Source organism: Microbacterium oleivorans (assembly GCF_001644225.1).
Lineage (GTDB): Bacteria > Actinomycetota > Actinomycetes > Actinomycetales > Microbacteriaceae > Microbacterium > Microbacterium gawkjiense.
Genome location: NZ_LSTV01000005.1, coordinates 174,917 through 197,168, shown reverse-complemented (window position 1 = coordinate 197,168; position 22,252 = coordinate 174,917). Strand labels below are relative to the sequence as shown.

At 71.1% G+C, this 22,252-nt stretch carries 24 protein-coding genes; 6 read left to right on the top strand and 18 right to left on the bottom strand.

Annotated elements, in window-relative coordinates:
- Window positions 1–7: 7 nt before the first annotated feature.
- The 7 genes from AYL44_RS12545 to AYL44_RS12515 form a co-directional block, all read right to left on the bottom strand.
- Window positions 8–2,008: a hypothetical protein gene (locus tag AYL44_RS12545; protein ID WP_064003628.1), complete on the bottom strand. Its 2,001-nt coding sequence runs from the start codon at window positions 2,006–2,008 to the stop codon at window positions 8–10.
- A gap of 100 nt (window positions 2,009–2,108) precedes the next feature.
- Complete coding sequence (locus AYL44_RS12540) at window positions 2,109–3,176, bottom strand: glycosidase (protein WP_064003627.1); 1,068 nt, start codon at window positions 3,174–3,176, stop codon at window positions 2,109–2,111.
- Between the two features lie 2 nt (window positions 3,177–3,178).
- Entirely contained in the window at window positions 3,179–4,018 is an 840-nt protein-coding gene (locus AYL44_RS12535; RefSeq protein ID WP_064003626.1) for a carbohydrate ABC transporter permease, read from the bottom strand.
- On the bottom strand, window positions 4,015–4,998 hold the full coding sequence (locus tag AYL44_RS12530) for a carbohydrate ABC transporter permease (protein ID WP_064003625.1): 984 nt from the start codon (window positions 4,996–4,998) through the stop codon (window positions 4,015–4,017). The genes AYL44_RS12535 and AYL44_RS12530 overlap by 4 nt, the downstream gene beginning before the upstream one ends.
- Window position 4,999: 1 nt before the next feature.
- Window positions 5,000–6,289 (bottom strand): extracellular solute-binding protein, encoded by a 1,290-nt coding sequence (locus AYL44_RS12525; RefSeq protein WP_064003624.1) that lies wholly within the window; start codon window positions 6,287–6,289, stop codon window positions 5,000–5,002.
- Between the two features lie 59 nt (window positions 6,290–6,348).
- Window positions 6,349–7,374, bottom strand: a complete 1,026-nt coding sequence (locus AYL44_RS12520) for a LacI family DNA-binding transcriptional regulator (RefSeq protein WP_064003623.1) — start codon at window positions 7,372–7,374, stop codon at window positions 6,349–6,351.
- 97 nt (window positions 7,375–7,471) lie between these two features.
- Window positions 7,472–8,716: a sensor histidine kinase gene (locus AYL44_RS12515; RefSeq protein WP_231872805.1), complete on the bottom strand. Its 1,245-nt coding sequence runs from the start codon at window positions 8,714–8,716 to the stop codon at window positions 7,472–7,474.
- 155 nt (window positions 8,717–8,871) lie between these two features.
- Between AYL44_RS12515 and AYL44_RS12510 the strand changes: the two genes are divergently transcribed.
- Window positions 8,872–9,531 carry a response regulator gene (locus AYL44_RS12510; RefSeq protein WP_064003621.1) on the top strand — a complete coding sequence of 220 codons (660 nt, stop codon included), beginning with the start codon at window positions 8,872–8,874 and terminating at the stop codon, window positions 9,529–9,531.
- Between the two features lie 15 nt (window positions 9,532–9,546).
- Here AYL44_RS12510 and AYL44_RS12505 read toward each other — a convergent pair whose 3' ends face one another.
- Complete coding sequence (locus AYL44_RS12505; RefSeq protein ID WP_018185746.1) at window positions 9,547–9,747, bottom strand: hypothetical protein; 201 nt, start codon at window positions 9,745–9,747, stop codon at window positions 9,547–9,549.
- A gap of 312 nt (window positions 9,748–10,059) precedes the next feature.
- On the opposite strand from AYL44_RS12505, the gene AYL44_RS12500 reads away from it, so the two are divergent.
- The 5 genes from AYL44_RS12500 to AYL44_RS12480 all read left to right on the top strand — a co-directional run bounded on the left by AYL44_RS12500 (window position 10,060) and on the right by AYL44_RS12480 (window position 14,193).
- Entirely contained in the window at window positions 10,060–10,254 is a 195-nt protein-coding gene (locus AYL44_RS12500) for an aureocin A53 family class IId bacteriocin (protein WP_018185747.1), read from the top strand.
- Between the two features lie 83 nt (window positions 10,255–10,337).
- Window positions 10,338–11,270, top strand: a complete 933-nt coding sequence (locus tag AYL44_RS12495) for an ATP-binding cassette domain-containing protein (protein ID WP_064003620.1) — start codon at window positions 10,338–10,340, stop codon at window positions 11,268–11,270.
- Window positions 11,248–12,012 carry an ABC transporter permease gene (locus tag AYL44_RS12490; RefSeq protein ID WP_231872804.1) on the top strand — a complete coding sequence of 255 codons (765 nt, stop codon included), beginning with the start codon at window positions 11,248–11,250 and terminating at the stop codon, window positions 12,010–12,012. The genes AYL44_RS12495 and AYL44_RS12490 overlap by 23 nt, the downstream gene beginning before the upstream one ends.
- Before the next feature lie 178 nt (window positions 12,013–12,190).
- Entirely contained in the window at window positions 12,191–12,709 is a 519-nt protein-coding gene (locus AYL44_RS14720; RefSeq protein ID WP_231872803.1) for a PH domain-containing protein, read from the top strand.
- Window positions 12,706–14,193 (top strand): PH domain-containing protein, encoded by a 1,488-nt coding sequence (locus tag AYL44_RS12480; protein ID WP_064003618.1) that lies wholly within the window; start codon window positions 12,706–12,708, stop codon window positions 14,191–14,193. The genes AYL44_RS14720 and AYL44_RS12480 overlap by 4 nt, the downstream gene beginning before the upstream one ends.
- On the opposite strand, the gene lysS is transcribed toward AYL44_RS12480, so the two are convergent.
- The 10 genes from lysS to folE form a co-directional block, all read right to left on the bottom strand.
- Window positions 14,186–15,709: a lysine--tRNA ligase gene (gene lysS, locus AYL44_RS12475; protein WP_064003617.1), complete on the bottom strand. Its 1,524-nt coding sequence runs from the start codon at window positions 15,707–15,709 to the stop codon at window positions 14,186–14,188. The two genes, AYL44_RS12480 and lysS, sit on opposite strands and share 8 nt — an antisense overlap.
- Before the next feature lie 120 nt (window positions 15,710–15,829).
- The gene (locus AYL44_RS12470; protein ID WP_064003616.1) at window positions 15,830–16,573 is read right to left on the bottom strand and encodes a formylglycine-generating enzyme family protein; all 744 of its coding nucleotides are present in this window, start codon (window positions 16,571–16,573) and stop codon (window positions 15,830–15,832) included.
- Window positions 16,570–17,277: a DUF2520 domain-containing protein gene (locus tag AYL44_RS12465; RefSeq protein ID WP_064003615.1), complete on the bottom strand. Its 708-nt coding sequence runs from the start codon at window positions 17,275–17,277 to the stop codon at window positions 16,570–16,572. Before AYL44_RS12465 ends, AYL44_RS12470 begins: the two co-directional genes overlap by 4 nt.
- Window positions 17,274–18,953: a PH domain-containing protein gene (locus tag AYL44_RS12460; RefSeq protein WP_082886206.1), complete on the bottom strand. Its 1,680-nt coding sequence runs from the start codon at window positions 18,951–18,953 to the stop codon at window positions 17,274–17,276. Before AYL44_RS12460 ends, AYL44_RS12465 begins: the two co-directional genes overlap by 4 nt.
- A complete protein-coding gene (locus AYL44_RS12455) occupies window positions 18,950–19,525 on the bottom strand; it encodes a PH domain-containing protein (RefSeq protein ID WP_064003614.1) in 576 nt (191 codons plus the stop codon). The genes AYL44_RS12460 and AYL44_RS12455 overlap by 4 nt, the downstream gene beginning before the upstream one ends.
- A complete protein-coding gene (locus tag AYL44_RS12450; protein WP_064003613.1) occupies window positions 19,470–19,961 on the bottom strand; it encodes a DUF3180 domain-containing protein in 492 nt (163 codons plus the stop codon). Before AYL44_RS12450 ends, AYL44_RS12455 begins: the two co-directional genes overlap by 56 nt.
- A complete protein-coding gene (gene folK, locus AYL44_RS12445) occupies window positions 19,958–20,494 on the bottom strand; it encodes a 2-amino-4-hydroxy-6-hydroxymethyldihydropteridine diphosphokinase (RefSeq protein WP_064003612.1) in 537 nt (178 codons plus the stop codon). Before folK ends, AYL44_RS12450 begins: the two co-directional genes overlap by 4 nt.
- A complete protein-coding gene (folB, locus tag AYL44_RS12440; RefSeq protein ID WP_064003611.1) occupies window positions 20,491–20,856 on the bottom strand; it encodes a dihydroneopterin aldolase in 366 nt (121 codons plus the stop codon). The genes folK and folB overlap by 4 nt, the downstream gene beginning before the upstream one ends.
- Entirely contained in the window at window positions 20,853–21,662 is an 810-nt protein-coding gene (gene folP / locus AYL44_RS12435) for a dihydropteroate synthase (RefSeq protein WP_064003610.1), read from the bottom strand. The genes folB and folP overlap by 4 nt, the downstream gene beginning before the upstream one ends.
- Window positions 21,659–22,249 (bottom strand): GTP cyclohydrolase I, encoded by a 591-nt coding sequence (gene folE / locus AYL44_RS12430; protein WP_064003609.1) that lies wholly within the window; start codon window positions 22,247–22,249, stop codon window positions 21,659–21,661. The genes folP and folE overlap by 4 nt, the downstream gene beginning before the upstream one ends.
- Between the last annotated feature and the right edge of the window lie 3 nt (window positions 22,250–22,252).

Below are 22,252 nucleotides of genomic sequence, written 5' to 3'. Positions count from 1 at the left end.
GCGGTCGTCAGCGTTCCACGATCGCGAACCCTCCGGCCGGAAGCGTGACGGTGCCGCCGCCCGGGCGCACCCGCACCTCGCGGCCCCGCGCGTCGTAGACCGACACGTCGCCCGTGCCGACCGAGACCCGCTGCGGCGTACGCGCGGCGGAGTGCACGAGCAGCATGCCCTCGCCGTCGCCGCCGAGTTCGAGGCGTGAGACGATCGGGCGCACGAGCAGCCCGTCGAGCTGCAGGTCGCCCCGCGTCACGTCGACACGCAGCCGGTCCTCGCCCTTCGGGAGCGCGCGGGTGAGCGTGTGAGGGTGCATCGCGCCCGCCGTCGGCGAGATGCCCTGCGCCGGTCCGGTGAGCTGCAGCGAGCCGAGCGGCAGCCGCCCGGCGCGCCACGTCGAGGCAGTGCGCTCGCGCACCTCCGACCACACGACCGGTTCGACCCACCGGTTGCCGCCGGTCCCGGCGAGGTCGAAGACCGCCGAGTCACCTCGCGACAGCGTCAGCCGATCGCCCGACCAGCTGGACTCGCCGGTCCACGAGTCCGGGGTGTCGATCTCTCCGGTGGTCGAGATCGCATCCTCGGCCTCGACGAACGACAGACCCTCGCGGTCGGTCACCTCGGTGAGGGCGACGGCGCGCTCGCGCACGTCGGGATGGGCGTCGAGCGCGATCGCCGTCAGCAGACCGTGGATCGTCGACTCCGCGCCGCTGTTGCGGTTGACCGTCCCGTCGGACTGCAGCCCGTCGTAGGTGACGCCCGTCGCGGGGTCGTACATGCGCTGCCCGGCGTGATTGGCGCCGAAGAACCACGCCGCCTGCATCGCGGCGAGCTGCGTGAAACCGTCCGAGCCGGTCGCCTCGGCGACGGCGAGCAGCGACTGCACACGCGAGTCCGCGCCGTACGCGATCTGCACCCGGTCGACGGGGCTCGGGTTCCAGCCGTTGTCGGGACCGCCCGCCGTCAGCAGAGTCGGCGTGAAGGTCGCCGCGTCGGCGACGGCGGGACGCACGAGCGACCGATCGCGCAGGACGACGGATGCCTCGGCCAGCGCCGCGGGCATCTGCGAACCCCACGCGTGCCAGATCGCCGGCGACTCCGCCCACGGCAGCACGGCACTGTACGGCCACTCCCGCACCCCGCCTTCGGCCATCGCGGCGATGCCCTTGGCGAGCTGGCGCAGCGCGGTCGCGGACTTGCCGTCGGGGCCGGCCTCGACGCGGGCGGCGAGTCCGAGCGCCGCCTCCGCCGAGGCATCCGCCCCGTTCGCGATGAGCCAGGCGGGCACACGCTTGCCGTCCGACACCGTCCACCGGCCGTATTTCGAGAGCACCTGACGGTTCAGGGCGTCGAGCGAGAGGTCGAGCCGCTCGTCGAGGAAGTCGGCGAACTCGGGATCCTCGTCCTCGAACGCCGCGTACCCCTCACCGAGCGCCCACAGGGTGCGCGCGAGCCAGTAGCTGGGGCCGCTGTCGGACGGATCGGGCAGTTCGACCGGTTCCGCCGACGGGTTCAGGGTGCCGTCGGGCTGCATCCAGAGGACGACGTTGCCGGCATCCGGTCCCTGCGTCGTCTGGAAGTAGGCGACCGACCGGAGCATCTCGTAGGCCTTCTCGCGGCTGTCGTCGTCGCCGGTGAGCTCCCAGTGACGCGTGTAGACGACGGCGGCGCGGGTCACGTCGTCGGCGTTGTAGGCGCCTTGGCCCCAGTAGCCGGTCTCGGGGTCGAGCGGACCGCCGCCGACCCGTTCGAACGTGCCACCGTCCCGGGCGTCGGCATAGGTCCACGGCAGGACGAGGGTCGGCTCCTCGTCCTGGCGGTAGGTGCTGTGACCCTCGACGTCCGCGGGCGGGGTGGCCTCGTCGAGCAGGAAGTCGAGGTGGTCGAGGTTCGTCACGGCGGTGGCTGCCGGGGCCGCGACCGCGGAGGTGGCACCGAGCGGGACAATCAGCGCGGCGGCCGCCAGAGCAGCGATCCCGAGGGTGCGCGCACGGCGTTGTGCGGAGGTGTTCACGGGGGATTCCTTTCGGATGCGGTGCCGAGTGCAGGTCAGGAGCCGTGCGGGCCGCCGTCACGACGGCCGATGAGCAGCTGAACCTGCACTCGGCGCGCGATCAGTCGGTGCGTTCGAGCAGGGCGACGCCGATCTTCGAGTCGGCCATGCCGTAGAACACGAACAGGCGGCCGTCGACCTCTTCGATCGCGGTCGGGAAGACGACGTTCGGCACGATCCCGCTGCGCTCGTCGTCTGTCTCCGGCGCCAGCAGCGGCTCCGGAGTGCGGGCGACGACCCTCGACGGGTCGTTCGCGTCGAGGATGATGGCGCCTGCGGCATAGTTGACCTTCTGCTGCTGCGAGAAGGCGCTGTCGATCGTGCCGGTGACTCCGTGGTGCAGGACGAGCCATCCTTCGGGGATGCGGCGGGGCGGCGGTCCTCCGCCGATCTTCAACGCCTCGAACGGGAACTCCGGCCCCGCGACGAAGCGGTGTTGCTCCCAGAGGGTGAGCGCCGAGAGGTCCGCGCGGACGGCGTCGAGCGGGATGTAGCTGATCCAGATCGACTGCCGCTCGTCCTCGACACCGGCTGGGACGCGCACGCCCTGACCGGGCTTGGTCTCGCCGAGGTCCCACATCGGCCGGTGCAGGACGGCGAGCGCCTCGCGCCCGCCCGGCGCGGTGACCGGCTCGGGGAAGAACACCGTGTCCTTGTTGTGGAACAGGTTGAGGTCCATGTCGAGGTCGTCCTGGTAGCGGAAAAGCGCCGGCCCCAGCCGCCGCCACTCCCGCAGGTCGCTCGACACCGCGACGGCGGTGCGCGGACCGAGCGGCCCATACGCGACGTACGTCATGACGTGGAGCCCGAGCGTCTCGATCCAGGTGACCCGGGGGTCCTCGACGCCGGCGTTGCCGACCCCGCGCTCCCAGCCGCGGTCGGGTTCGAGCACGACGCCCTGCCGCTCGACCGCGACGGGCACGCCGTCCTCGATGACGACACGAGCGAGGCCCACCCGCGACACGTTGCCGTCGGCGACCAGCCGGGGCAGGAGGTAGAGCTCGCCGTCGGGGCCTCTGCCCGAGGCGGGGTTGAGCACCCCCTCGGCCTCGTTCGGATCGCCGTCCGCGGGGGTCATGACGACCCCCATCCGGGTGAGGCGGTAGGGGACGTGGGTCTCGGCGGGCATGGTCATCCTTTCACTCCGGATCCGAGGTCGTTGGAGGTGAAGTAGCGCTGGAACACGAGGAACAGCGCCACTGCGGGGGCGGCGAGCACGACGGCGCCGGCCATCATGGCCCCGAACGGGTTGGCGGTGGATGCCGCGATGTTCGAGATGAAGTTCGCGAGCGAGACCGCGAGCGGCTGCATGGCGGCATCCTTCGTGATGAGGAACGGCCACAGGAACTCGTTCCACGGTCCGATGAAGGTCAGCAGCACGACCGTCAGCAGCGCCGGTCGGACGAGCGGCAGCGCCACGTTCCACAGCAGGCGGAACTCGCCCGCGCCGTCGATGCGCGCGGCGTCGAAGAGCTCCTTCGGCAGCTGCAGGAAGTACTGCCGGAAGATGATCACCGCCGTCGAGTTGATGAAGAACGGCAGGATCATGCCGAGGTAGCTGTCGGCGAGACCGTAGTCGCGCGCGATCATGACGTACAGCGGGATCATCAGCAGCTGGAACGGCACGACCTGCACGAGCAGCGCCAGGGCGAACGTCGCCCCGCGCCCGCGCCACTGCAGCACCGCGAGCGCGTACCCGGCGAGGACGCCGAACACGATCGTGCCGAGGATCACACCGCCGGTGAAGATGCCCGAGTTCGCGAGCCCCTGCAGCAGGTCGATACGCCCGTTGATGGCGGCGTAGTTGTCGAGGGTGAGGTTCGCCGGATTCGGGAACGCGCCCGCCGGCGTCGGGTCGACGTTCGTCTGCAACGACCCGACGATCATGTAGAAGAAGGGGAACAGGAACGCGAGCGCGCCGAGCGACAGCGCGATGTACATCGCGATCTTCGAACCGAGGGCCCGCTTCATCGCTCCTCACCTCCCACGAACCTGCGCTGCAGCGCCGCGATGGCCAGCACGAACACGATGAGAACGACGCCGATCGCGGCGGCGACATCGGGGTTCTGCTGCTCGATGCCGCGCTGGTACATGAGCAGCACGGGTGACGTCGAGGCGCCGTTGGGCCCACCGCCACCGGTCAGCAGGTACGGTTCGGTGAAGAGGTTCGCACCGGTGATGGTGGCGAGGAGCACGACGAGCAGGGTCGCCGGCCGCACGCTCGGAACGGTCACCGAGAAGAACTGGCGGAGCTTTCCGCCGCCGTCCATCGACACCGACTCGTAGAGCTCGCGCGGCACGTTCTGCAGCGCCGCGAGGTAGAGCAGGATGTAGAACCCGAGGCCCTTCCACGTGACGAAGAACGCGATCGTCGGCATCGCGAGCGCCGAGTTCACCAGCCACGACGGATCGGGCGCGAGCGGTCCGAGGACGTTGTTGACGAGTCCGCCGCGGGCGAAGAGGAAGAGCCAGACCGCGACGACGGCGACGGATGCTGTGACGTACGGCACGTAGTAGCTCACCCGGAAGAAGGTCCGCGCCTTCGTCACCCGGTCGAGGGCCGTCGCCAGCAGGATCGACAGGATCACCGTGAGCGGCACGTTGATGATCAGGAAGATGCCGACGTTGCCGAACGCGCGCCACACCTCGGGGTCGGTGAGGGCCGTGACGTAGTTGTCGAACCCCACGAACGGACGGTCGACCTCCGCGCCGGGCGCCGCGAAGAAGTAGTCCTGAAACGACATCCACACCGCGAAGACCACCGGGTACGCGAAGACGACCAGGACGAAGGCGATGTACGGCGCCGAGAAGAGCAGACCGTGCGGTTGCGCGCCGAAGATCCGGTGCAGGATGCCGCGGCGGCCCGCGGCATCCTGTCCGTCCTTCTGCGGCGGAGTACCGCGGGTCGCGCCGGGATCGGACCCGGCGCGACCCGGGACGACGGCGGTCATCTCAGCCCGCCGCCAGCTCGTCGACCTCGGCGGCCGTGTCGGAGAGGAATTGGTCGACCGGGGTCTCACCGAAGATGACCGACTTCGAGTACCCGTCGCGGAACGCCTGCCAGATCTCGACGGAGCCGACGACGTTCGGCACCTCGACGGTGCGGGCCGCCTGGTCGCCGAACTGCTCGTAGGCGGGGTTGTCGGCGAAGTAGTCCGGGTAGGTGCCGGTCAGGTCCTGACGCAGCGGCATCTGTCCGGTGGCCTCGAGCCAGGCGCCGTCCTGCTCCTCGCTCGTGGCGAACTTCAGGACGTCCCACGCGGTGCCCTTGTTGTCGCACGCCGTGAACATGCCGACGTTCTTCGCGTCGCTGAAGGTCCAGGTGTCCTCGGGAGCGGTGCCGTTCTGCGTGGGGACGGGGACGGAGCCCCAGTTGATCGCGTCGCCGTAGACGCTGATGGCCCACGGACCGACGATTGCCATCGCGGCGTATCCGTCGGCGAACGCGTCGCCCTGGTACTGCTCGTTGCCGGCCAGCTGCTCCTCGTAGAGCGTGCGCCAGAAGTCGGCGACGGCCGTGCCGTTCTCGTCGTCGAACGTCGCCTTGCCGTCTTCGAGCAGCTGGGTGCCGCCGGTCTGCGCGGCGTACAGCGGGTAGAAGTCGAACCACGACTGGAAGAACTCGCTCGTGGGCGCCGGGTTGATCGCGTACTCCGAGACGCCCTCCTCCTTGAGGGTGCGCGCGGTGTCGAGGAACTCGTCGTAGGTCGACAGCTTCGGGTTCTCGGGGTCGAGGCCCGCCTGCTCGAAGAGGTCCTTGTTGTAGAAGATCATGACCGGGTTCGACTTCCACGGCATCTGGTAGAAGTCGCCGTCGTCGGAGCGGTACTGCTCCGCGAGGTCGCCGCTTCGCGCGGTGATGTAGTCGTCGCCGTCCTCGAACTCCGAGAGGTTGACGAGTCCGCCCTGCCGCTGGAACCCGGGGACCGCCGCGGGCGAGGTGTTAAACACGAGACACGGGGCGTTGCCCGCCGTGATGGCGGCGCCGATGACCTCTTCGCTCGAGGCGCCGGCGGGGATCTCCTGGGCCTTGATCTGCTCGTCGGGGTGGTCGGCGTTCCAGGCCTCGACCATCGCCTTGCCCCAGCCGATCTCGGCTTCGTTGTTCGAGTACCAGATGGTGATGTCGCCTCGGGATTCGAGGTCGTCACCACCGCCCCCGCCGCCTCCGCCGCTGCAGGCGCTGAGGGCGAGCACACCGGATGCGGCTGCTGCTGCCGTGATGAGGATGCGTCGTCGCATGTCTCTCTCCTTCGTGTCGTGTCTGTCTGTCGTGCTCTCTTGCTGTCGTGCGACGCCGATCAGGCGCCGGCGGGGGGTGCCGTCGAGCCCCTGACGGCGAGGGTGGGATCGGGCAGGTCGATGTGCGCGGGCGGATCGCCGGCGATCGCGGCGAGGAGTGTGCGGGCGGCGGTCACGCCCCAGCCGCGGGCGTCGGTCGCCACGCTCGTGAGGGCCGGGTGCACCCAGCGCCCGATCTCGGTGTCGTCGAAACCGGTGATCGACAGGTCGTCCGGGACCCGCAGTCCGCGCTGGTGGGCGACACCCATCCCGGCGACGGCCATGCTGTCGTTCGAGTAGACGATCGCCGTGGGCGGGGTGGGCTCGTCGAGGAGGGATGCCGTCGCCCGCGCGCCGTCGGCGGCGCTGAAATCGGTCTCCACGACGACGACGTCGAGGCCGGCGGCATCCGCGGCATCGAGGAAGGCATCGCGGCGGCGGTGGGCGTGGAGCATGCCGGAGGGCCCTGCGACGTGCCCGACGCGGCGGTGGCCGAGGCCGGCGAGGTGCTCGACGGCGAGACGGATGCCGGCACCGTCGTCGGTCGACACGGAGGCGAACGGCGACGCGACGTCGGGACGGCCGAGCGTGACGGCGGGGATCCCGACTTCGGCGAGGAGCGCGATGCGCGCGTCCGCGACGCGGATGTCGGTGAGGATGACGCCGTCCACGCGCCGGTCCGAGGCGAGCGCCCGGTAGGTGGCCTCCTCCTGACGGCCCGGGTTCGCGACGGCGAGGACGAGGGCCTGACCGGTGACGGAGAACTCGTCTTCGAGCCCGGCGATGAACGAGGGGAAGAAGGGGTCGGCCGCGATGACGTCGGGGCTCCGCCCGATCACCAGTCCGCAGGCGAAGGCGCGCCCGACGCTGAGGGACCGGGCGCTCAGGCTCGGCGTCCAGCCGAGTTCGGCGGCGGTGTCCATGATGCGCTGCCGCGTCTCGGCGGCGACGCCGGGACGGCCGTTCAGTGCGAAGGAGACGAGGCCCTTGCTGACGCCCGCCGCGCGCGCGACATCCGCGATCGTGGGGCGGGTCTCGGGGGGCATCGGTCACTCCTTCGTGGCGGACCTGATCTACTAAACCGGTTCAGGCGACGAAAAAGCAAGATCTTGACACGCGCGTCGGCGCGGGCGTAAACGCTGATCAGCGGGTGGGCAGCTCCACGCGGACGCGCCATCGACCCTCGTCAGGGCCTGCCGCGAACGTTCCGCTCAGCACCTCGACGCGCTCTCGAAGCCGGGCGAGTCCGAATGCCGGGCCGGGGCGCTGACCCGACACGGGGCGATGCGGATCGTTCATCACCGACAGCACGACGGTGTGCGGTGTCACCACGAGCGACAGCTCGATCGTCATGGCCGGCGCGCCGTGCTTCACGATGTTCGTGACCGCCTCCCGCGCGGCGCGGGTGAGAGTCGTCTCGATGATGCCGGCGAGCGCCGCATCACCGGTGACCTCCGTCCGCACCGTGTGCCCGAGGTCGCGGAGCTTCTCGGTGAGGGAGTCGATCTCTCGGCGGATGCCGGGGGCGCCGGCATCCGTCACGCCGTCCATCCCCGTCCTGCCGTGGATGAGCTGCAGCACGCGACGCGTGTCGGTCAGCGCCTGAGCGGATGCCGCGACGATCGCGCGCTGCGAGCTGGAGCGGATCTCGGGGTCGTCCGTGCGCTCCAGGACGCGGGCGTGCATGACGGTGATGGAGATCTCGTGCGCGATGACGTCGTGGAGCTCGTCGGCGATACGGGTGCGCTCCGCCAGCAGCGCCGCGTCGAGCTGCGCCTCGTGCGCGTCGACCTGCGAGGCGAGGACGACGTTCCGGCGGACGACGCGACGCAGGCCCCGTCCGACCGTCGCCGACAGGAGCCCGACGACGAAGACGGCCACGACTCCGCCGACGTCGAGACCCGGCGGCACCGTGGCGATCGCCGCCACCCAGGCGACGGCCGCGACCCCGTACGCGGTCGAGAACACGGCGCTGCAGCAGTAGAAGACGACCCCGATGCTCATGGCGACCGCGGTCAGATACTCACCGCTCTGACCCGCGACGACGGCGACGAACCCGGCGAGCACGAGGACGATGGCTCCCCACGTGGGCCGCCAGGCCATCGCGATGATCGAGCCGTTGGTGAGCACGGAGGCGGCGATCGTCGGCCACGAGACCGACGGCCCCGATGTCAGCTGCGCCCACACGACGTCGACCGCCGCGAGCAGGGGCAGCAGAGCCAGGATGGCGCGGGCGACCTTCGGGGGGAGGACGTAGTCCCACAGCTCGCGCTGCACGGCACGGGCTGCTCCGCCCGCGCCGTGCATGCCGCGGGTCAGTTGCAGATGCGCAGCACCCGGCACAGGTGCGTCCACAGATTTGTCGGCTGACTCGCGAACGGGATCCATCGGAACATTCTTTCTCTCCCCATCTCGATTTCGTGCCGGAAGGAGCTCCCGGCACGCCCTGCGCCCATCCTGACGCGAGGAGCGCCGGGGGATGCTCCTGCTCAAGACGCAATCCCGTCACCGCAAGACGCAAAACCGGCACCTATGCTGATCGCATGGACCCCATCCGAGTTCTCATCGCCGACGATGAGGCTCTCGTCCGACGGGCTCTCCAGGTGTTCTTGAACGCAGAACCGGGGATGACTGTCGTAGGAGAGGCGAGCGACGGACCGAGCGCTGTCCGCCTGAGCCTCGAGCTGAAGCCCGATGTGATCCTGATGGACATCCGGATGCCGGGAGGCGACGGCATCCGCGCGATCGAGCAGTTGTCGGTCGACCTGCCGTCCGCGCGGACCATCGCGATCACGACCTACGGATCCGACGAGACAGTGGCCGGCGCCCTCCGGGTCGGCGCCGTCGGCTTCCTCGTGAAGGATTCCGAACCCGAGCACATCACGGCGGCCGTCCGCAGCGCGCACCACGGCGGCTTCGTCCTGTCGTCGGTCGCCGGCCGAGATCTCGTCCGGCGGATCGGTGCGCCGGCGGGTCAGCCGACCGTCACACTGAGTCCCGCGGAACAGGTCTCCCGTCGTGAGCTCGACGTCCTCGAGCTGCTCGCCAAGGGGATGTCGAACGCCGAGATCGGGCGGGACCTCTTCCTGTCCGAGGCGACGGTCAAGTCGCACCTGCGCCGGATCATGACGAAGTGGGGCGTGCGCGATCGGGTGCAGGTCCTCCTCTACGCCGCGACCACCGGCGTCATCCGACTCCCCTGAGCGGGGCGGCGTCCCTCAGCTGCGCGAACGGCTCCGGCGCGACACGATCGCGTACGCCGTCGCCGCGGCGGCGATGCCGGCCACGGCGGTGATCCCCCAGCGCAGGATCACCTCGACGTCGGTGAAGACGGCCAGGCAGATGTTGACCGTCAGCGCGACGATGAAGAGTGCGGCGAAGGCCGCGCCGTCCGCGGCGGTCCGCTTCTTGTCAGCCATGGGATTCCTTACGTCGCGGACGAACGGGCACCGTGTGTCTGCCGCGCGTCGATGTGGGTGGGAACGCCTCGGAGCCTAGCCGCGGCCTTTGCGCCTCGATACGGCGCGAGAGCGCATTCCATCCGGGGGCGGCACCCTCGGCGGTCCCGTTGCGTCTAAAGGCGGATGCGGATTGCGTCCCCCGCACGAACGCTGGGGCCTTTCGACTCAAGAGCGGCGACCCGAGCCGTCGGTAGCGTCACTTCCGGCGCTGCGATCGCGGTCACGAACGCAGCGTCACTGACAAACACCAACGGATCGAGAGGAAACATCATGGGGGCAGTTCTGAGGTTCATCGCGTGGGTCATCGCGAACATCGGCCGCTGGGGCCGTGCCGTCGCCGGCCAGGTCGGACGCATCACCGCGTGGGCACGCAACAACTGGCGTCGCGTGCTCGAGTGGATCAACGCGGGCATCTCGTTCGCGACGATCGTCGACTACATCCTGCGGATCCTCGGCATCGGCTGAGATCTGTCCCGATGGGACGGCACCACGTGCGTGCCGTCCCATCGGGACACCGCGACCACCTGAAAGAGAAGGAGAGACGACCCATGCCGCAGACACCGGACACCGTCATCCGCGTGAGGGGCGTCTCGAAGACGTACGGCGTCAAGCGCGTCCTCGACGACGTCTCCTTCGACATCCCCGCGGGCACCGTCACGGGCCTGCTGGGTCCCAACGGCTCCGGCAAGTCGACCGCGATGCGCACGATGCTCGGGTTGACGATCGCCGACGCCGGATCGACCACGTTCGACGGCGTTCTCTTCCGCGATCTCGCACAGCCGGGCCGTACCGTCGGAGCCCTTCTCGACCCGGGCGCCCACCACCCCGGGCGCAGCGTCGAGGACACGCTCGCGACGGCCGCCATCCTGACCGGCTCACCGCGCGAGCGGGTCGGCGAACTCATCGCCACGCTCGGCCTGGCCTCTGCCGCACGTCGCCGCTTCGGCGCGCTCTCCCTCGGGATGAAGCAGCGGGTCGCCCTCGCCGTCGCGCTCGTCGGTCGGCCTCGACACCTCATCCTCGACGAGCCCATGAACGGTCTCGACATCGAGACCGGCGACTGGCTGCGATCGACTCTTGTCCATCACGCGCACACGACGGGCGGCTGCGTCCTCGTCTCGACGCATCTCCTGCAGGAACTCCAGACCTTCGCCGATCGCATCGTCGTCCTCAGCGAGGGCGCCATCCGCTACTCCGGCGAGGTCGGCGACCTCACCGCCGACAAGAACGCGACGGCGATCGCTGCAGACTCCGACCTGCTGCGACGCGCACTCACGACCCGCGGCATCCCCTTCAGCGTGCGTCCCGAGGACGGGCGCTTCTCGGTCGGCATCGACCCCCGCTCCCTCAGCGAGATCTGCATCGCCGACCGCATCGTGCTCGACGAGCTCGCCGAGGACCGCGAGTCGATCAGCGACCTCTACCGTCGCCTGACGCGCGGCCAGTATCGAGTGGAAGGTGACGTCTTTGATCCTCGCTGACAGCCCCCCGCAGACCGCCGGCCGCTTCGGCCGCAGCCTGCGGTCCGAACTGCGGAACGTCCGCACGACACGGGGGACGCGGTGGGCGCTGGGCCTCACCGCCGCGCTCTGGGTCGTCGTCGGCGCCGGTGTCGCCGCGATCGCGCTGCTCGTCGACGCGGAATCGGTGAGCATCTCCGGCGCGCTCCTCGGCATGGGGGCGGCCGTCACCGTGTTCGTCCCCATCCTGGCGATCTTCATCATGGCCGCCGACTGGCAGTCGCGAGACGTGCTCACGACGTTCGCCCTCGAACCGCGCCGGCACATCGTCTTCCTCGCCAAGGCCCTGACGGCGCTCATCGTGTGCACCGTCCTCGTCGCCGTCGCCGCCGTCCTGGCCGTCGTGTTCACCGCCGGCCTCGCGCTCGCCGCCGGGGCGACCATCGTGTGGAACGCGGATGCCGAGAGCATCGCGGTCCTGCTCTGGAGCGCCGGCGTCGGCACCGTGTCGGGTATCGCCTACGGCGCGGCGACGCAGCGCGTCGCGATCGCCATCGTGTTCTCGCTCGTGCAGGGATTCGTGATCGACCCGCTGCTCATGCTCGTCCCGCACGGCATCGGCTCGTGGTTCCGACTGACCGCCATCACGGAGGCCGGCAGCGGCACCGGCGAGCTCGGCCCGGCGCTGACGGCCGGACTGCTGTGGCTGGTCGTCCCGCTCGCCATCGGATTCGCCCGCAATCAGCGGGCCGACGTGCAATGACCGGCGCCCCCTCCGGAAAGGGGTCTGGCTGGCGTCTCGGTCAAGACGCCAGCCAGGGGTGCTTCGAATCGGATCGAGATGAAGCGGGATCAGTTTACGCGCACCGAGGTTTCTATCTCCCGATAATCCAGGTCGGACGGATGCCCGCCGACGCCGCGGGTGCGGGAGTATCGGGATCATGACCGTCCCCGCGAGCACCCGGTCCTCGGGATACCCGCCTGCGCACGGCACCCGCGGTGACGCGGTGCTGGCACCCCGCGCGCTGACCTACCTCAACGTCCGCGAGGGCGCGACCACGGTCCTCGTCACCACGGCGCTCGCCGTCGCCATCGCCTTCCTCCCCGATCCCGGGTGGCGCACGGCCCTCTGGGTGATCGTCGGCATCCTCGCCGTCGTCTCCCTGCTGATCGAACTGCCCTGGCTCAACCGCAAGCAGGTCGAGAACACGAGCTACACCGCGACGGCGGACTACGTCTACATCACGCGCGGCTGGCTCTGGCGGCGGACCACCGTCATCGCGACGGCCCAGATCCTGAACGTCGAAGTCGTGCAGGGGCCGCTGCTGCGCGCGTTCGACGCCGTGAGCGTGCGATTCACGTGCATCTCCGAGGTCGAGGGCCTCGGCCCGCTCGAGCCGCGCGCGGCGGAGCGCATCCGTGCGACCGTGCTCCACGCGCAGGCGGAGCCGGCGCGGTGACCGTCCCCGCCGACGCGGCCCCTCGGCGTCTTCCACTGCGCTACCTTCCGGCGTCGTACCTGGAGTCCTCTCCCAAACTCGTCGGCAGTGTCATCGCCGGCGCCGTCTATCTCTTCGGACCGGCCGTGTGGCCGGGCGCCTGGGCGTGGCTGGCGCTCGGCCCCCTGATCGCCGTTCTCCTGTGCGAACCGATCTGGCGGTGGACCTTCACCCGGGTGGCGCTCACCCCGGAGCACCTGGTGGTGACGACCGGTGCGTTCACGCGCCGCCAGCAGTCCCTCGCCTGGGCCGACATCGGAACGGTCGACAGCAGGCAGTCCTGGGCTTTCGCCCGGTGGGACCTGCGGGTCCTCACGCTGTCCCAGGCCGGCGACGAGCGGACCAAGGTCCACATGTGGGCGGTCGACGAGGACCTCCATCGCGAGGTGACGGCGCGCGCCGGGCACGCGATCGGGACGGCTGACGCTGTTTCGGCCGCCGAGCAGCCTGCGGAGCAGGCGCGGCCGGCGCCCGGCATCCTGCTCTACCGGGTGCGGCTCACGCACCTGCTGCTCGCGAGCGTCGTCTACGGCCAGTTCGCCCTCATCGGCGGTGGCGCGGCGTTGGGGGTGTCCGAGACGCTGGGCATGTTCGGCGCCGACACGGCGCTCACCCGGTGGCTGCCGCTGCCCCCGGTCGTCTGGGCGGTGGCGATCGCCGTCGGCATCGTCGCGCTCGGCCTCGTGCTGACGGTGGTGCGCTACGCCTCGTTCGAGGTGCGACGGATGCCGGGCGACCGGATCGTGATCTCCTACGGCCTGTTCTCCACCCACACCCGGAGCGTCTCGCGGGCGACGACGATCGGCGTCGTGCTGCAGCGCAACCTCGTCGAGACGCTGCTCGGACGCGTCCGGCTGTCGCTTCTGACGACGGACTCGGCCGCGCAGCTCGGCACGAACCTCCTGCTCCCGTCGCTCCCCCGCCGGGTCGTGGAACGCCTGCTGCACGAGGCGTTCGACGAGGACCCGTCGACGCGCCTGCTCACCAGCGATCGGGGTGCCCGAGCCACCGGTACGGGTGTCGTCCTACTCGCCGGGCTGATCGCTGCCGCCGTCCTCGCCGGCTGGGTCGCCGCGGGGCTGGGGTGGCCGCCGCTGCTCGTCCTCGCGACCGGTGCGGTCGTCTTCGCGATCCCCTGGCCCCTCACGGTCGTCCTCTGTTCACGACTGCGGGTCGACACAGGTTCCGACCGGGTCGTCCTCCTCGTCAGCCATGTCGTGCAACGGCAGACGGTGCTGTCCGCCGCGGCCGTGCACATCGTGGGCACGAGCCGGCTCGCGGGGCATCCGCTCGTCGCCGACGTGTGCTTCTACGCAGGGATGCCGCGCACCTTCCGGGCACTCCGGTTCCGCCCCGCGGAGGTCGACGCGCTGTCGGCTCGGATCGCCGAGACGGTTCCGCTGGCGAGGACGCATCGCCGTGCGCCCGCGCCCGCGCTCACTTGACGAGCGGGAAGAGTATCGTCTCGCGGATGCCGAGGCCGGTGATCGCCATCAGCAGGCGGTCGATGCCCATGCCCATTCCACCGGTGGGCGGCATGCCGTGCTCGAGCGCCCGCAGGAACTCTTCGTCGACGCGCATCGCCTCGTCGTCCCCGCGCGCGGCGAGCTTCGCCTGCTCGACGAAACGCTCGCGCTGGATGACGGGGTCGACGAGCTCGGAGTAGCCGGTCGCGAGCTCGAAGCCGCGAACGTAGAGGTCCCACTTCTCGACGACACCCGAGATGCTGCGGTGCTCGCGCACGAGCGGAGACGTGTCGAGCGGGAAGTCCATGACGAACGTCGGACGCTCGAGACCGCCCTTCACGAAGTGCTCCCACAGTTCCTCGACGAGCTTGCCGTGGGTCGCGATCTTCTCCGGCACCTCGACACCCGCCTCGGACGCGAGGGCCTGCAGCTCCTCGAACGACGTCTCGGGCGTGACGCGGCGACCGGCGGCATCCGACAGCGACTCATACATCGAGATGCGGTCCCACTGGCCGCCGAGGTCGTACTCGGTGCCGTCGGCCCAGGTCACCGTCGTCGACCCGGCCACGGCGATCGCCGCGTTCTGGATGAGCTCCTGCGTCAGGTCGGCGATGCCGTTGTAGTCGCTGTACGACTGGTACGCCTCGAGCATCGCGAACTCGGGGCTGTGCGTGGAGTCGGCGCCCTCGTTGCGGAAATTGCGGTTGATCTCGAAGACCCGGTCGATGCCGCCGACGACGGCGCGCTTGAGGAAGAGCTCCGGCGCGATGCGCAGGTACAGCTCGGTGTCGAACGCGTTGGAGTGCGTCACGAACGGCCGGGCCGCAGCGCCGCCGTGCTGCACCTGCAGCATGGGGGTCTCGACCTCGAGGAAGCCGTGCTCCTCGAAGGTGCGACGCAGAGACGCGTTGACCTTCGCGCGGGCGACGACCGTCTCGCGCGCAGTGTCGCGAACGATGAGGTCGAGGAAGCGCGAGCGCACCCGGCTCTCCTCGCTCAGCTCGGAGTGCAGGTTCGGCAGGGGCAGCAGCGCCTTCGCGGCGATCGCCCACTCGGTGACCATGATCGACAGCTCGCCGCGCCGGCTCGAGATGACCTGACCGGTCACCGAGACGTGGTCGCCGAGGTCGACGAGCTCCTTCCACGCCTGCAGCGACTCCTCGCCCACCTCGGCGAGGGACACCATCGCCTGGATGCGGCTGCCGTCGCCCGACTGCAGCGCCGCGAAGCAGAGCTTGCCGGTGTTCCGGCTGAAGACGATACGACCGGCGACCGAGGCGGTCTCGCCGGTCTCCTCGCCCGCCTCGAGCGATGCGAAGCGCTCCCGCAGCGCGGGGATCGTGTCGGTCACCGGGACCGCGACGGGGTAGGCGCCACCGGCGGAATCCGTCCGCTCCGCCAACAGGCGCTCGCGCTTGGCGAGGCGGACCGCCTTCTGCTCGAAGATGTCCTCTTCGGTCGTCTCGGCGGGCGTGGGCGCGGACGCGTCGGTCATGGCAGAAGGCTCCTCGGGGATTCGACCCTTCAGTCTATCGGCGAGGCCCTGTGCGGATTCCGCAGCGAGAGCGGATGCCGGTGGCCGCCCGCCGTGCACAGTCGAGCGGGTCGCACGGGCTCAGCGGCGCGGCGTCCACCCGGGCGGGCGCGGGTCGCCGCCCGCGGCGCGCTCGGCGTCGGCCGCGGCCGACCACCCCTGCGCGGCGTCGACGGCGTCGAAACCGCCCCGCGCGACGCGGAACCCGACGTCGTCGTGCGTCATCCGCGGTCCCCCGCCGCGGCGGGTGCCGGCCCGCACGCTCCAGGCGTCGTCGGCGAAACCGCCGCCGCGGAACACGCGGTAGTCGTCGTACCGCTCCGTGTCGAGGAAGTCCCAGCACCACTCCCAAACGTTGCCGAGCGTGTCGAACAGCCCGTTCAGGTTGGGCAGCTTGCCGCCGACCGGCTGCGGTGCGCTCACCCCGTCGGCCGCCGTCCACGCGATCTCGGCCAGCGGACCGTAGTGCGGCCCCGTCGACCCGGCGCGGCAGGCGTACTCCCACTCGGCCTCGCTCGGCAGGCGGAATCCGTCGCTGTCGACGTGCCACCGCACCTCTTCGCCGTCGACGGCGTACGCGGGGTCGAGGCCCTCCCACTCCGACAGCGCGTTGCAGAACCGCACGGCGCGCAGCCAGCTGACCTCGACGGCGGGACGACGGGGGTGGGATGCCGCGATCCCCAGCACCTCGGAGAGCTGCTCCTCCGTGACGGGACAGACCCCGATCTCGAACGGTTCGAGCTCGACGGTCCAGCGCGTGCGACGGCGCGCGTCGTGGAGCTCCACGCGCCCGGCGGGGATGCGGGCGAGCTCGACGTCGCTCACGGCAGCGCCGTCGGACCGTCGCCGATCGAGGGGGCGGTCTCGGTGAGCGCGCGGTCGATCGTCGTGTGGACGAGGGCGGAGAGGTAGCGCGACGGATCCTCGATACCCGCGGCGCGGAGCAGGTCGGCGGACTGCCGCACGATCGACGAGGAGAAGGTCGTGGCGGTGGCGATCGCCTCGCCGTAGGCGGCGCGCTCGGCGTCCGAGACGACGACGGGCTCGCACCCCATCTCGACGGCGAGCGCCTGCGCGATCGGCATCACGGCGGCCGGTGCGGTCACCGCCGCGTAGGCGTCCTTCAAGGCACGGAGGTCCGTCGACGTGCCGGTGAAGGCGATGGCGGGGTGGATGGCGACGGGGATCGCGCCGCGCGAGGCGGCGGGACCGAGCACCTGTATGCCGTGAGCGGCATCGGTGTGCATCACGATCTGCCCGACCTGCCAGGCCCCGACCTCGGCGAGGCCCGCGACGAGAGCGGGCAGCTCGTCGTGCGGGACGGCCAGGACGACGAGTTCGCTGCGGCGGACGACCTCCTCCGCGCTCAGCCGGGGGAGGTCGGGGAGAATCGCGTCGACGCGGTCGTCGTCCGAGCCCGCCGTGATGCCGGTGAGGGCATGCCCGGCGCCCGCGAGGGCGGCGCCGACAACGGGACCGACGCGTCCCGCGCCGATCACCCCCACGCCGAGGCGGCCGTCCCGCGTCACGGCTGCTCGTCCTCCGGCCGGACGGGCGCGGACACGGGCGCGGCGGTGTCGGGCGCGGCGGTGTCGGGTGCGGACCCCGCCGCATCCACCCCCGCGGCACCCTCCTCATCCGCAGCCGGGCTCACCGATTCCGCGGATGCCGCAGCCACGGCCGCCGCGGTGATGTCGTTCCAGAGCGCGTACGCCTCTTCGTGGTCGAGCGAGGCGACGGTGCCCGACACCGGGCCGAGCACGGTGTGGCCGGTGAGCCCGGCGAGGCCCAGCCGGCGGTCGAGGGGACCCTGCGATATGCGTACGGACTGCAGGCGCGCGAGCGGCAGGATGGTGAGCTTCGGCCAGAGGCGCCCGGTGCGCACGAGCACGGCCTGCGGCAGGACGAGGATGCCGTTGCGTCGCCAGGTGAGCGGGTCGATGACGCGCGCGCGAGCCGGCGACGTCGTGTACCCGTCGCCCGCGGCGGGGCCGTGGAGGCCCGCGTCGAGCAGCGCCGCATCGATCGGGACCGACGGGAGCAGCAGGCGCAGGACGCGCTCGACGTCCGCCTGCGTCCCGATGGGCAGCACGTCGCCCATCTGCGCCGCCGACGTGTCGCTCGCCGAACGTCCCGAGATCTGGTTGATGCGGATGCGGTACCACCCACCCCAACGCCACAGCAGCGGCTGGCGGACGTCGACGGCGTGGATGCGGCCGGGCGGCAGCGTCTCGGTCACCGTCGTGAGCAGCCCGAAGGTCACCCGGACGCCCGAGGCCGACGGGGCGATCGAGTAGCGGACAGTGCGGACGAAACGACGCACGGCGTACGCGCCGAAGGCGATGGCGGTGGGGATCGAGGCGCCGAGCGCCGGGACGATCCACACCGGCTGCAGCACGAGCCCGACGATCACGGCGACCACCACGAGGACGAAGCTGATCGTCGATCCCGACAGCAGTCCCGCCAGGATGAGGCGCGACATCGGCACGCGCACAATCGACTCCGGTTCGGTGCCGTCGTCCTCGACGCCGTCGATGATCTCGGAGATCCCCGCCGTCACCCGCGAGGTGAGCGGACCGCCGGCCGCCGTGCGGGCCGCGGCATCCTTCGTCCGGTGTCCGGAGGCGAGGCGCAGGATGTCGCCGCGCACCGTCTCGGCGTTCGCCGTCGACAGGTACTCGAGCTTGACGTTCGCGTCGAGGCCCGCGCCGACGACCTCGAGCTTGGCCAGTCCGACGAGCCGGGCGAGGGCGGGCCGCGTGAGGTTCACGCCCTGCACCCGGTCGAGGGGCGCGCGCCGGTGCGTGCGGAACAGCACACCGCTGCGCACCTCGACCTCGTCGCCCGTGATGCGGAAGGTGTGGAAGCGCCACGCCATCCAGAACAGGGCGACCAGCACGATCAGCCCGACGACCACGGCGACGATCGCCTGGACGGCGATGCCGTTCTGCAGCACGAAGTCGACCGGATCCTCCTCGTCCCACCGGAAGCCCTCCGGCAGGAAGAACGAGATGAGCCGGTCGCGCAGGTTCGCGATCAGGATGCCGATGATGACGAGCAGCGTCAGCCCGCCGCGCAGCAGCGGCGACAGCGGATGCAGCCGGTGCCATTCGCCGTCGCTCATCTCGGACCGCACCGCGGCGGCCGGCGGCGCGGGCACGCCGACGTCCGCCGGAGCGGCCGGCTGCGGGTCGAGGTCGCTCACAGGCCGGTCCGCCGGGTCTCGGCCACCTCGATGAGGGTGTCGCGCAGCGCTTCGGCGTCCTTCTGCGGCAGTCCGGGGATCGTCACACCGGTGGATGCCGCGGCGGTGACGAGCTTCAGCTGGGCGATGCCCAGTATCCGGTCCAGCGGGCCGTGCGTGATGTCGACGAGCTGCAGCCGACCGTAGGGCACCGACACCATGCGCTGCCACAGGATGCCGCGGCGGAAGACGAGGTCGTCCTCGCGCAGCTGGTACCCGATCGAGCGCGCCTGGCGCGGTGTCACGATCAACGTCACGAGGACGATGACGAAGAGGATCGAGCCGGGGATGAGAGGCCAGGTCGCCTGGAACATGAGCCAGAGGGTGAGGACCGCCGCGGCGATCAGCACCAGCAGCACCAGGTTGCCGATGACCTGCCCGAGGACGTACTTGCGCGACAGCTGCCGCCACGTGCCGTCGCCGAGCGGCAGGCGGTTCGCACCGCGCGGTTCGAGGATCCGCGAGAAGGTCTCGTCGTCAGTCGGAGTGGGAGAGTCCGTAATCGGGTTCGTCGGGTCCGGGCTGGTCGTCATCATCGTCCTTCCGGATGGTGCACAGGTGTTCGGCGACGAGGCCGCCGGCGACGAGGAGCAACCCGCCCCCCAGTGCGGCGATCACCGCACCCGTCGAGCCTAACGAGGGTGACACCGGTCGTGTGAGGACGAAGACGAGGAGGCCGCCCGCGAATCCTGCGACGAGCGCGCCGACGATGCTCGACGCCTTGGCCATCATCGCGATCCGCAGCGCCCGGAACGGATCGACCGGCGCCGCCGCCCCGACGGTCGCCCGGCGCACCGGGATCGCCGCGGCGACCACCGCGACGGCGAGCGCGATGAGGAGGATCGGCAGCAGGGGCGACGGGGTGAAACTGGGATGCCCCATCCCCGTCAGCACCTGGTCGACGAAGAACCCGGCGACACCCGACACGACCGCGATGGCGGCGAGCAGGAGGGGGTTCGTGCGCGTCACGAGGCACCTCCGGGGAGGGCGGCGCGCAGGTCGGCGACACGACCGACGCCGGGGAGCACGGCGTCGGGGTCGATGCGGAGCCAGGGATCGAGGACGAAGTCCCGCTCCGCCGCCCGCGGGTGCGGCAGGACGAGCGCGGGGTCGTCGGAGCGCACGTCGCCGTACGTGATGAGGTCGAGGTCGAGGGTGCGGCTCCCCCACCGCTCCCGCCGTTCGCGTCCGTGCCGCCCCTCGATGGCGTGCAGATAGCCGAGGAGCATCGTCGGGGCGAGGCGGGTGTCGACGATCGCCACCGTGTTGAGGTAGCGGGGGGCATCGGCATCCGGTCCGCCCAGTGTGATCGCGACCGACTCGATCGGCTCGGCCGCGGCGACCAGTTCGGTGAGCGGCAGCCGGCCGAGGTCGGCGATGGCTTCGGCGATCGTGGCGGCTCGCTCGCCGAGGTTCGCGCCGAGGGCGATGACCGCGCGACGGGCGGGACCGGCGGCGCGCGGCTCGCGCGGCGGTGTCCCCTCGGCCAGGCGACGACTCATGGGCGCGACCGCCGGACGGTCACGGCGACGTCGCCGAACGGGACGGGGATGGGAGCTGCCGGCTTGTGCACGGTGACGGCGACAGTCTGGACGAGCGGCCACCCGGCGAGCACGGCGGTCGCGATGCGCTCGGCGAGCGTCTCGATGAGGTTGACCGGGTCGCCTGCGAGCAGCGCCGCGACCCGTTCGGCGACCTCACCGTAGTGCACGGTGTCGACGACGTCGTCACTGGCCGCCGCCGGCGCGAGCGACAGAGACAGCACGAGGTCGGCGACGAACTCCTGACCGTCGCGGCGTTCGTGGTCGTAGACGCCGTGATACCCCATGGCACGGATGCCGGTGATCGCGATCTCGTCGGTCATCGCTCCCCCTCCCACGCCGCGCGCACCGCGAGCGCGAGGCGTGTGGCGGCCACGTCGTGCACGCGCACCGCCCACACCCCCGCCTGCGCGGCGAGGACGCTCGTGACGGCGGTCGCGAGGTCGAGGTCGTCCTGACCCGCGAGCTCGACGCCCGCGCCGGCGGCGGCGACCGCCAGCATCCGCTTGCGGCTCGTGCCGATGAGGACCCGGTGACCATCGGCCAGGAGCCGATCGAGACCGCGGACGACCTGCCAGTTCTGCTCGGGCGTCTTGCCGAAGCCGAAGCCCGGGTCGACGACGATCCGGTGATCCGGGATGCCGGCCGCCCGGGCCGCGGCGACCCGCTCGCCGAGCTCTCCGACCACCTCGCCGACGATGTCGTCGTAGACGGCGGTGCCGTACATGTCGGCCGAGTGCCCGCGCCAATGCTGCAGGACGATGTCGGCGTCGGTGCCCGCGACCGCGGCGAGCATGTCCGCGTCGGCGAGACCGCCCGAGACGTCGTTGACGATCCGCGCACCCGCGGCGACCGCGGACGCGGCGGTGCTCGCGTTCATCGTGTCGACGCTGATCGTCGCACCGTCGGCGGCGAGCGCCTCGACGACCGGGAGGATGCGGCTCTGCTCCTCCTCGGGCGCGACGCGCTGGGCGCCCGGCCTCGTCGACTCCCCGCCGATGTCCAGCACGTCGGCCCCATCGTGACGCAGAGCCCGTCCGTGCGCGATCGCCGACTCGTGCGAGGCGTACCGCCCCCCGTCGCTGAACGAGTCGGGAGTGACGTTCACGACACCCATCACCAGGGTCACGTCCGGCCGCCCGTGAGCAGTGCGATCGCCTCGGCGCGCGCGGCCGCCTCGGTGTACAGGCCGCGGGCCGCCACGGTGACGGTGGATGCCGCGGTCTGACGGCCGCCCCGCATCGTCACGCACTCATGCACCGCGTCGAGCACGACGAGAACTCCACGCGTGTCGATCGAGCCCGCGATCGCGTCCGCGATCTGCTCACCGAGCCGCTCCTGCACCTGCGGCCGTGCGGCGAGGATGTCGATCACCCTGGGCAGGGCACCGAGCCCCACGACCTGCTCCCCCGGCAGGTACGCGACATGCGCATGCCCGGCGAAGGGCAGCAGGTGGTGCTCGCACATCGACTGGAAGCGGATGTCGCGCAGCATGACCGCCCCGGACGGGAGGGTGTCGGGGGCCGGTCCCCGCGTGACCGAGATCGTGCGGGCGAGGGGCGCCGCGGCATCCTCCCCCACTCCGGAGAAGAACTCGGCGTACGCGTCGGCGACGCGCTGCGGGGTGAGCTTCAGGCCCGGGCGCTCCGGATCCTCACCGATGGCCACGAGCAGTTCTCGGACCAGCTCGGTGACGCGCTCGCGGTCGACCGCCATGCG

Excerpts from the sequence above, each read along its gene's own strand:
- AYL44_RS12540 (WP_064003627.1), bottom strand. The coding sequence starts at position 3,176 with ATGCCCGCCGAGACCCACGTCCCCTACCGCCTCACCCGGATGGGGGTC.
- AYL44_RS12535 (WP_064003626.1), bottom strand. The coding sequence starts at position 4,018 with ATGAAGCGGGCCCTCGGTTCGAAGATCGCGATGTACATCGCGCTGTCG.
- AYL44_RS12530 (WP_064003625.1), bottom strand. The coding sequence starts at position 4,998 with ATGACCGCCGTCGTCCCGGGTCGCGCCGGGTCCGATCCCGGCGCGACC.
- AYL44_RS12525 (WP_064003624.1), bottom strand. The coding sequence starts at position 6,289 with ATGCGACGACGCATCCTCATCACGGCAGCAGCAGCCGCATCCGGTGTG.
- AYL44_RS12520 (WP_064003623.1), bottom strand. The coding sequence starts at position 7,374 with ATGCCCCCCGAGACCCGCCCCACGATCGCGGATGTCGCGCGCGCGGCG.
- AYL44_RS12515 (WP_231872805.1), bottom strand. The coding sequence starts at position 8,716 with ATGGATCCCGTTCGCGAGTCAGCCGACAAATCTGTGGACGCACCTGTG.
- AYL44_RS12510 (WP_064003621.1), top strand. The coding sequence starts at position 8,872 with ATGGACCCCATCCGAGTTCTCATCGCCGACGATGAGGCTCTCGTCCGA.
- AYL44_RS12505 (WP_018185746.1), bottom strand. The coding sequence starts at position 9,747 with ATGGCTGACAAGAAGCGGACCGCCGCGGACGGCGCGGCCTTCGCCGCA.
- AYL44_RS12500 (WP_018185747.1), top strand. The coding sequence starts at position 10,060 with ATGGGGGCAGTTCTGAGGTTCATCGCGTGGGTCATCGCGAACATCGGC.
- AYL44_RS12495 (WP_064003620.1), top strand. The coding sequence starts at position 10,338 with ATGCCGCAGACACCGGACACCGTCATCCGCGTGAGGGGCGTCTCGAAG.
- AYL44_RS14720 (WP_231872803.1), top strand. The coding sequence starts at position 12,191 with ATGACCGTCCCCGCGAGCACCCGGTCCTCGGGATACCCGCCTGCGCAC.
- lysS (WP_064003617.1), bottom strand. The coding sequence starts at position 15,709 with ATGACCGACGCGTCCGCGCCCACGCCCGCCGAGACGACCGAAGAGGAC.
- AYL44_RS12455 (WP_064003614.1), bottom strand. The coding sequence starts at position 19,525 with ATGACGACCAGCCCGGACCCGACGAACCCGATTACGGACTCTCCCACT.
- folK (WP_064003612.1), bottom strand. The coding sequence starts at position 20,494 with ATGAGTCGTCGCCTGGCCGAGGGGACACCGCCGCGCGAGCCGCGCGCC.
- folB (WP_064003611.1), bottom strand. The coding sequence starts at position 20,856 with ATGACCGACGAGATCGCGATCACCGGCATCCGTGCCATGGGGTATCAC.
- folE (WP_064003609.1), bottom strand. The coding sequence starts at position 22,249 with ATGGCGGTCGACCGCGAGCGCGTCACCGAGCTGGTCCGAGAACTGCTC.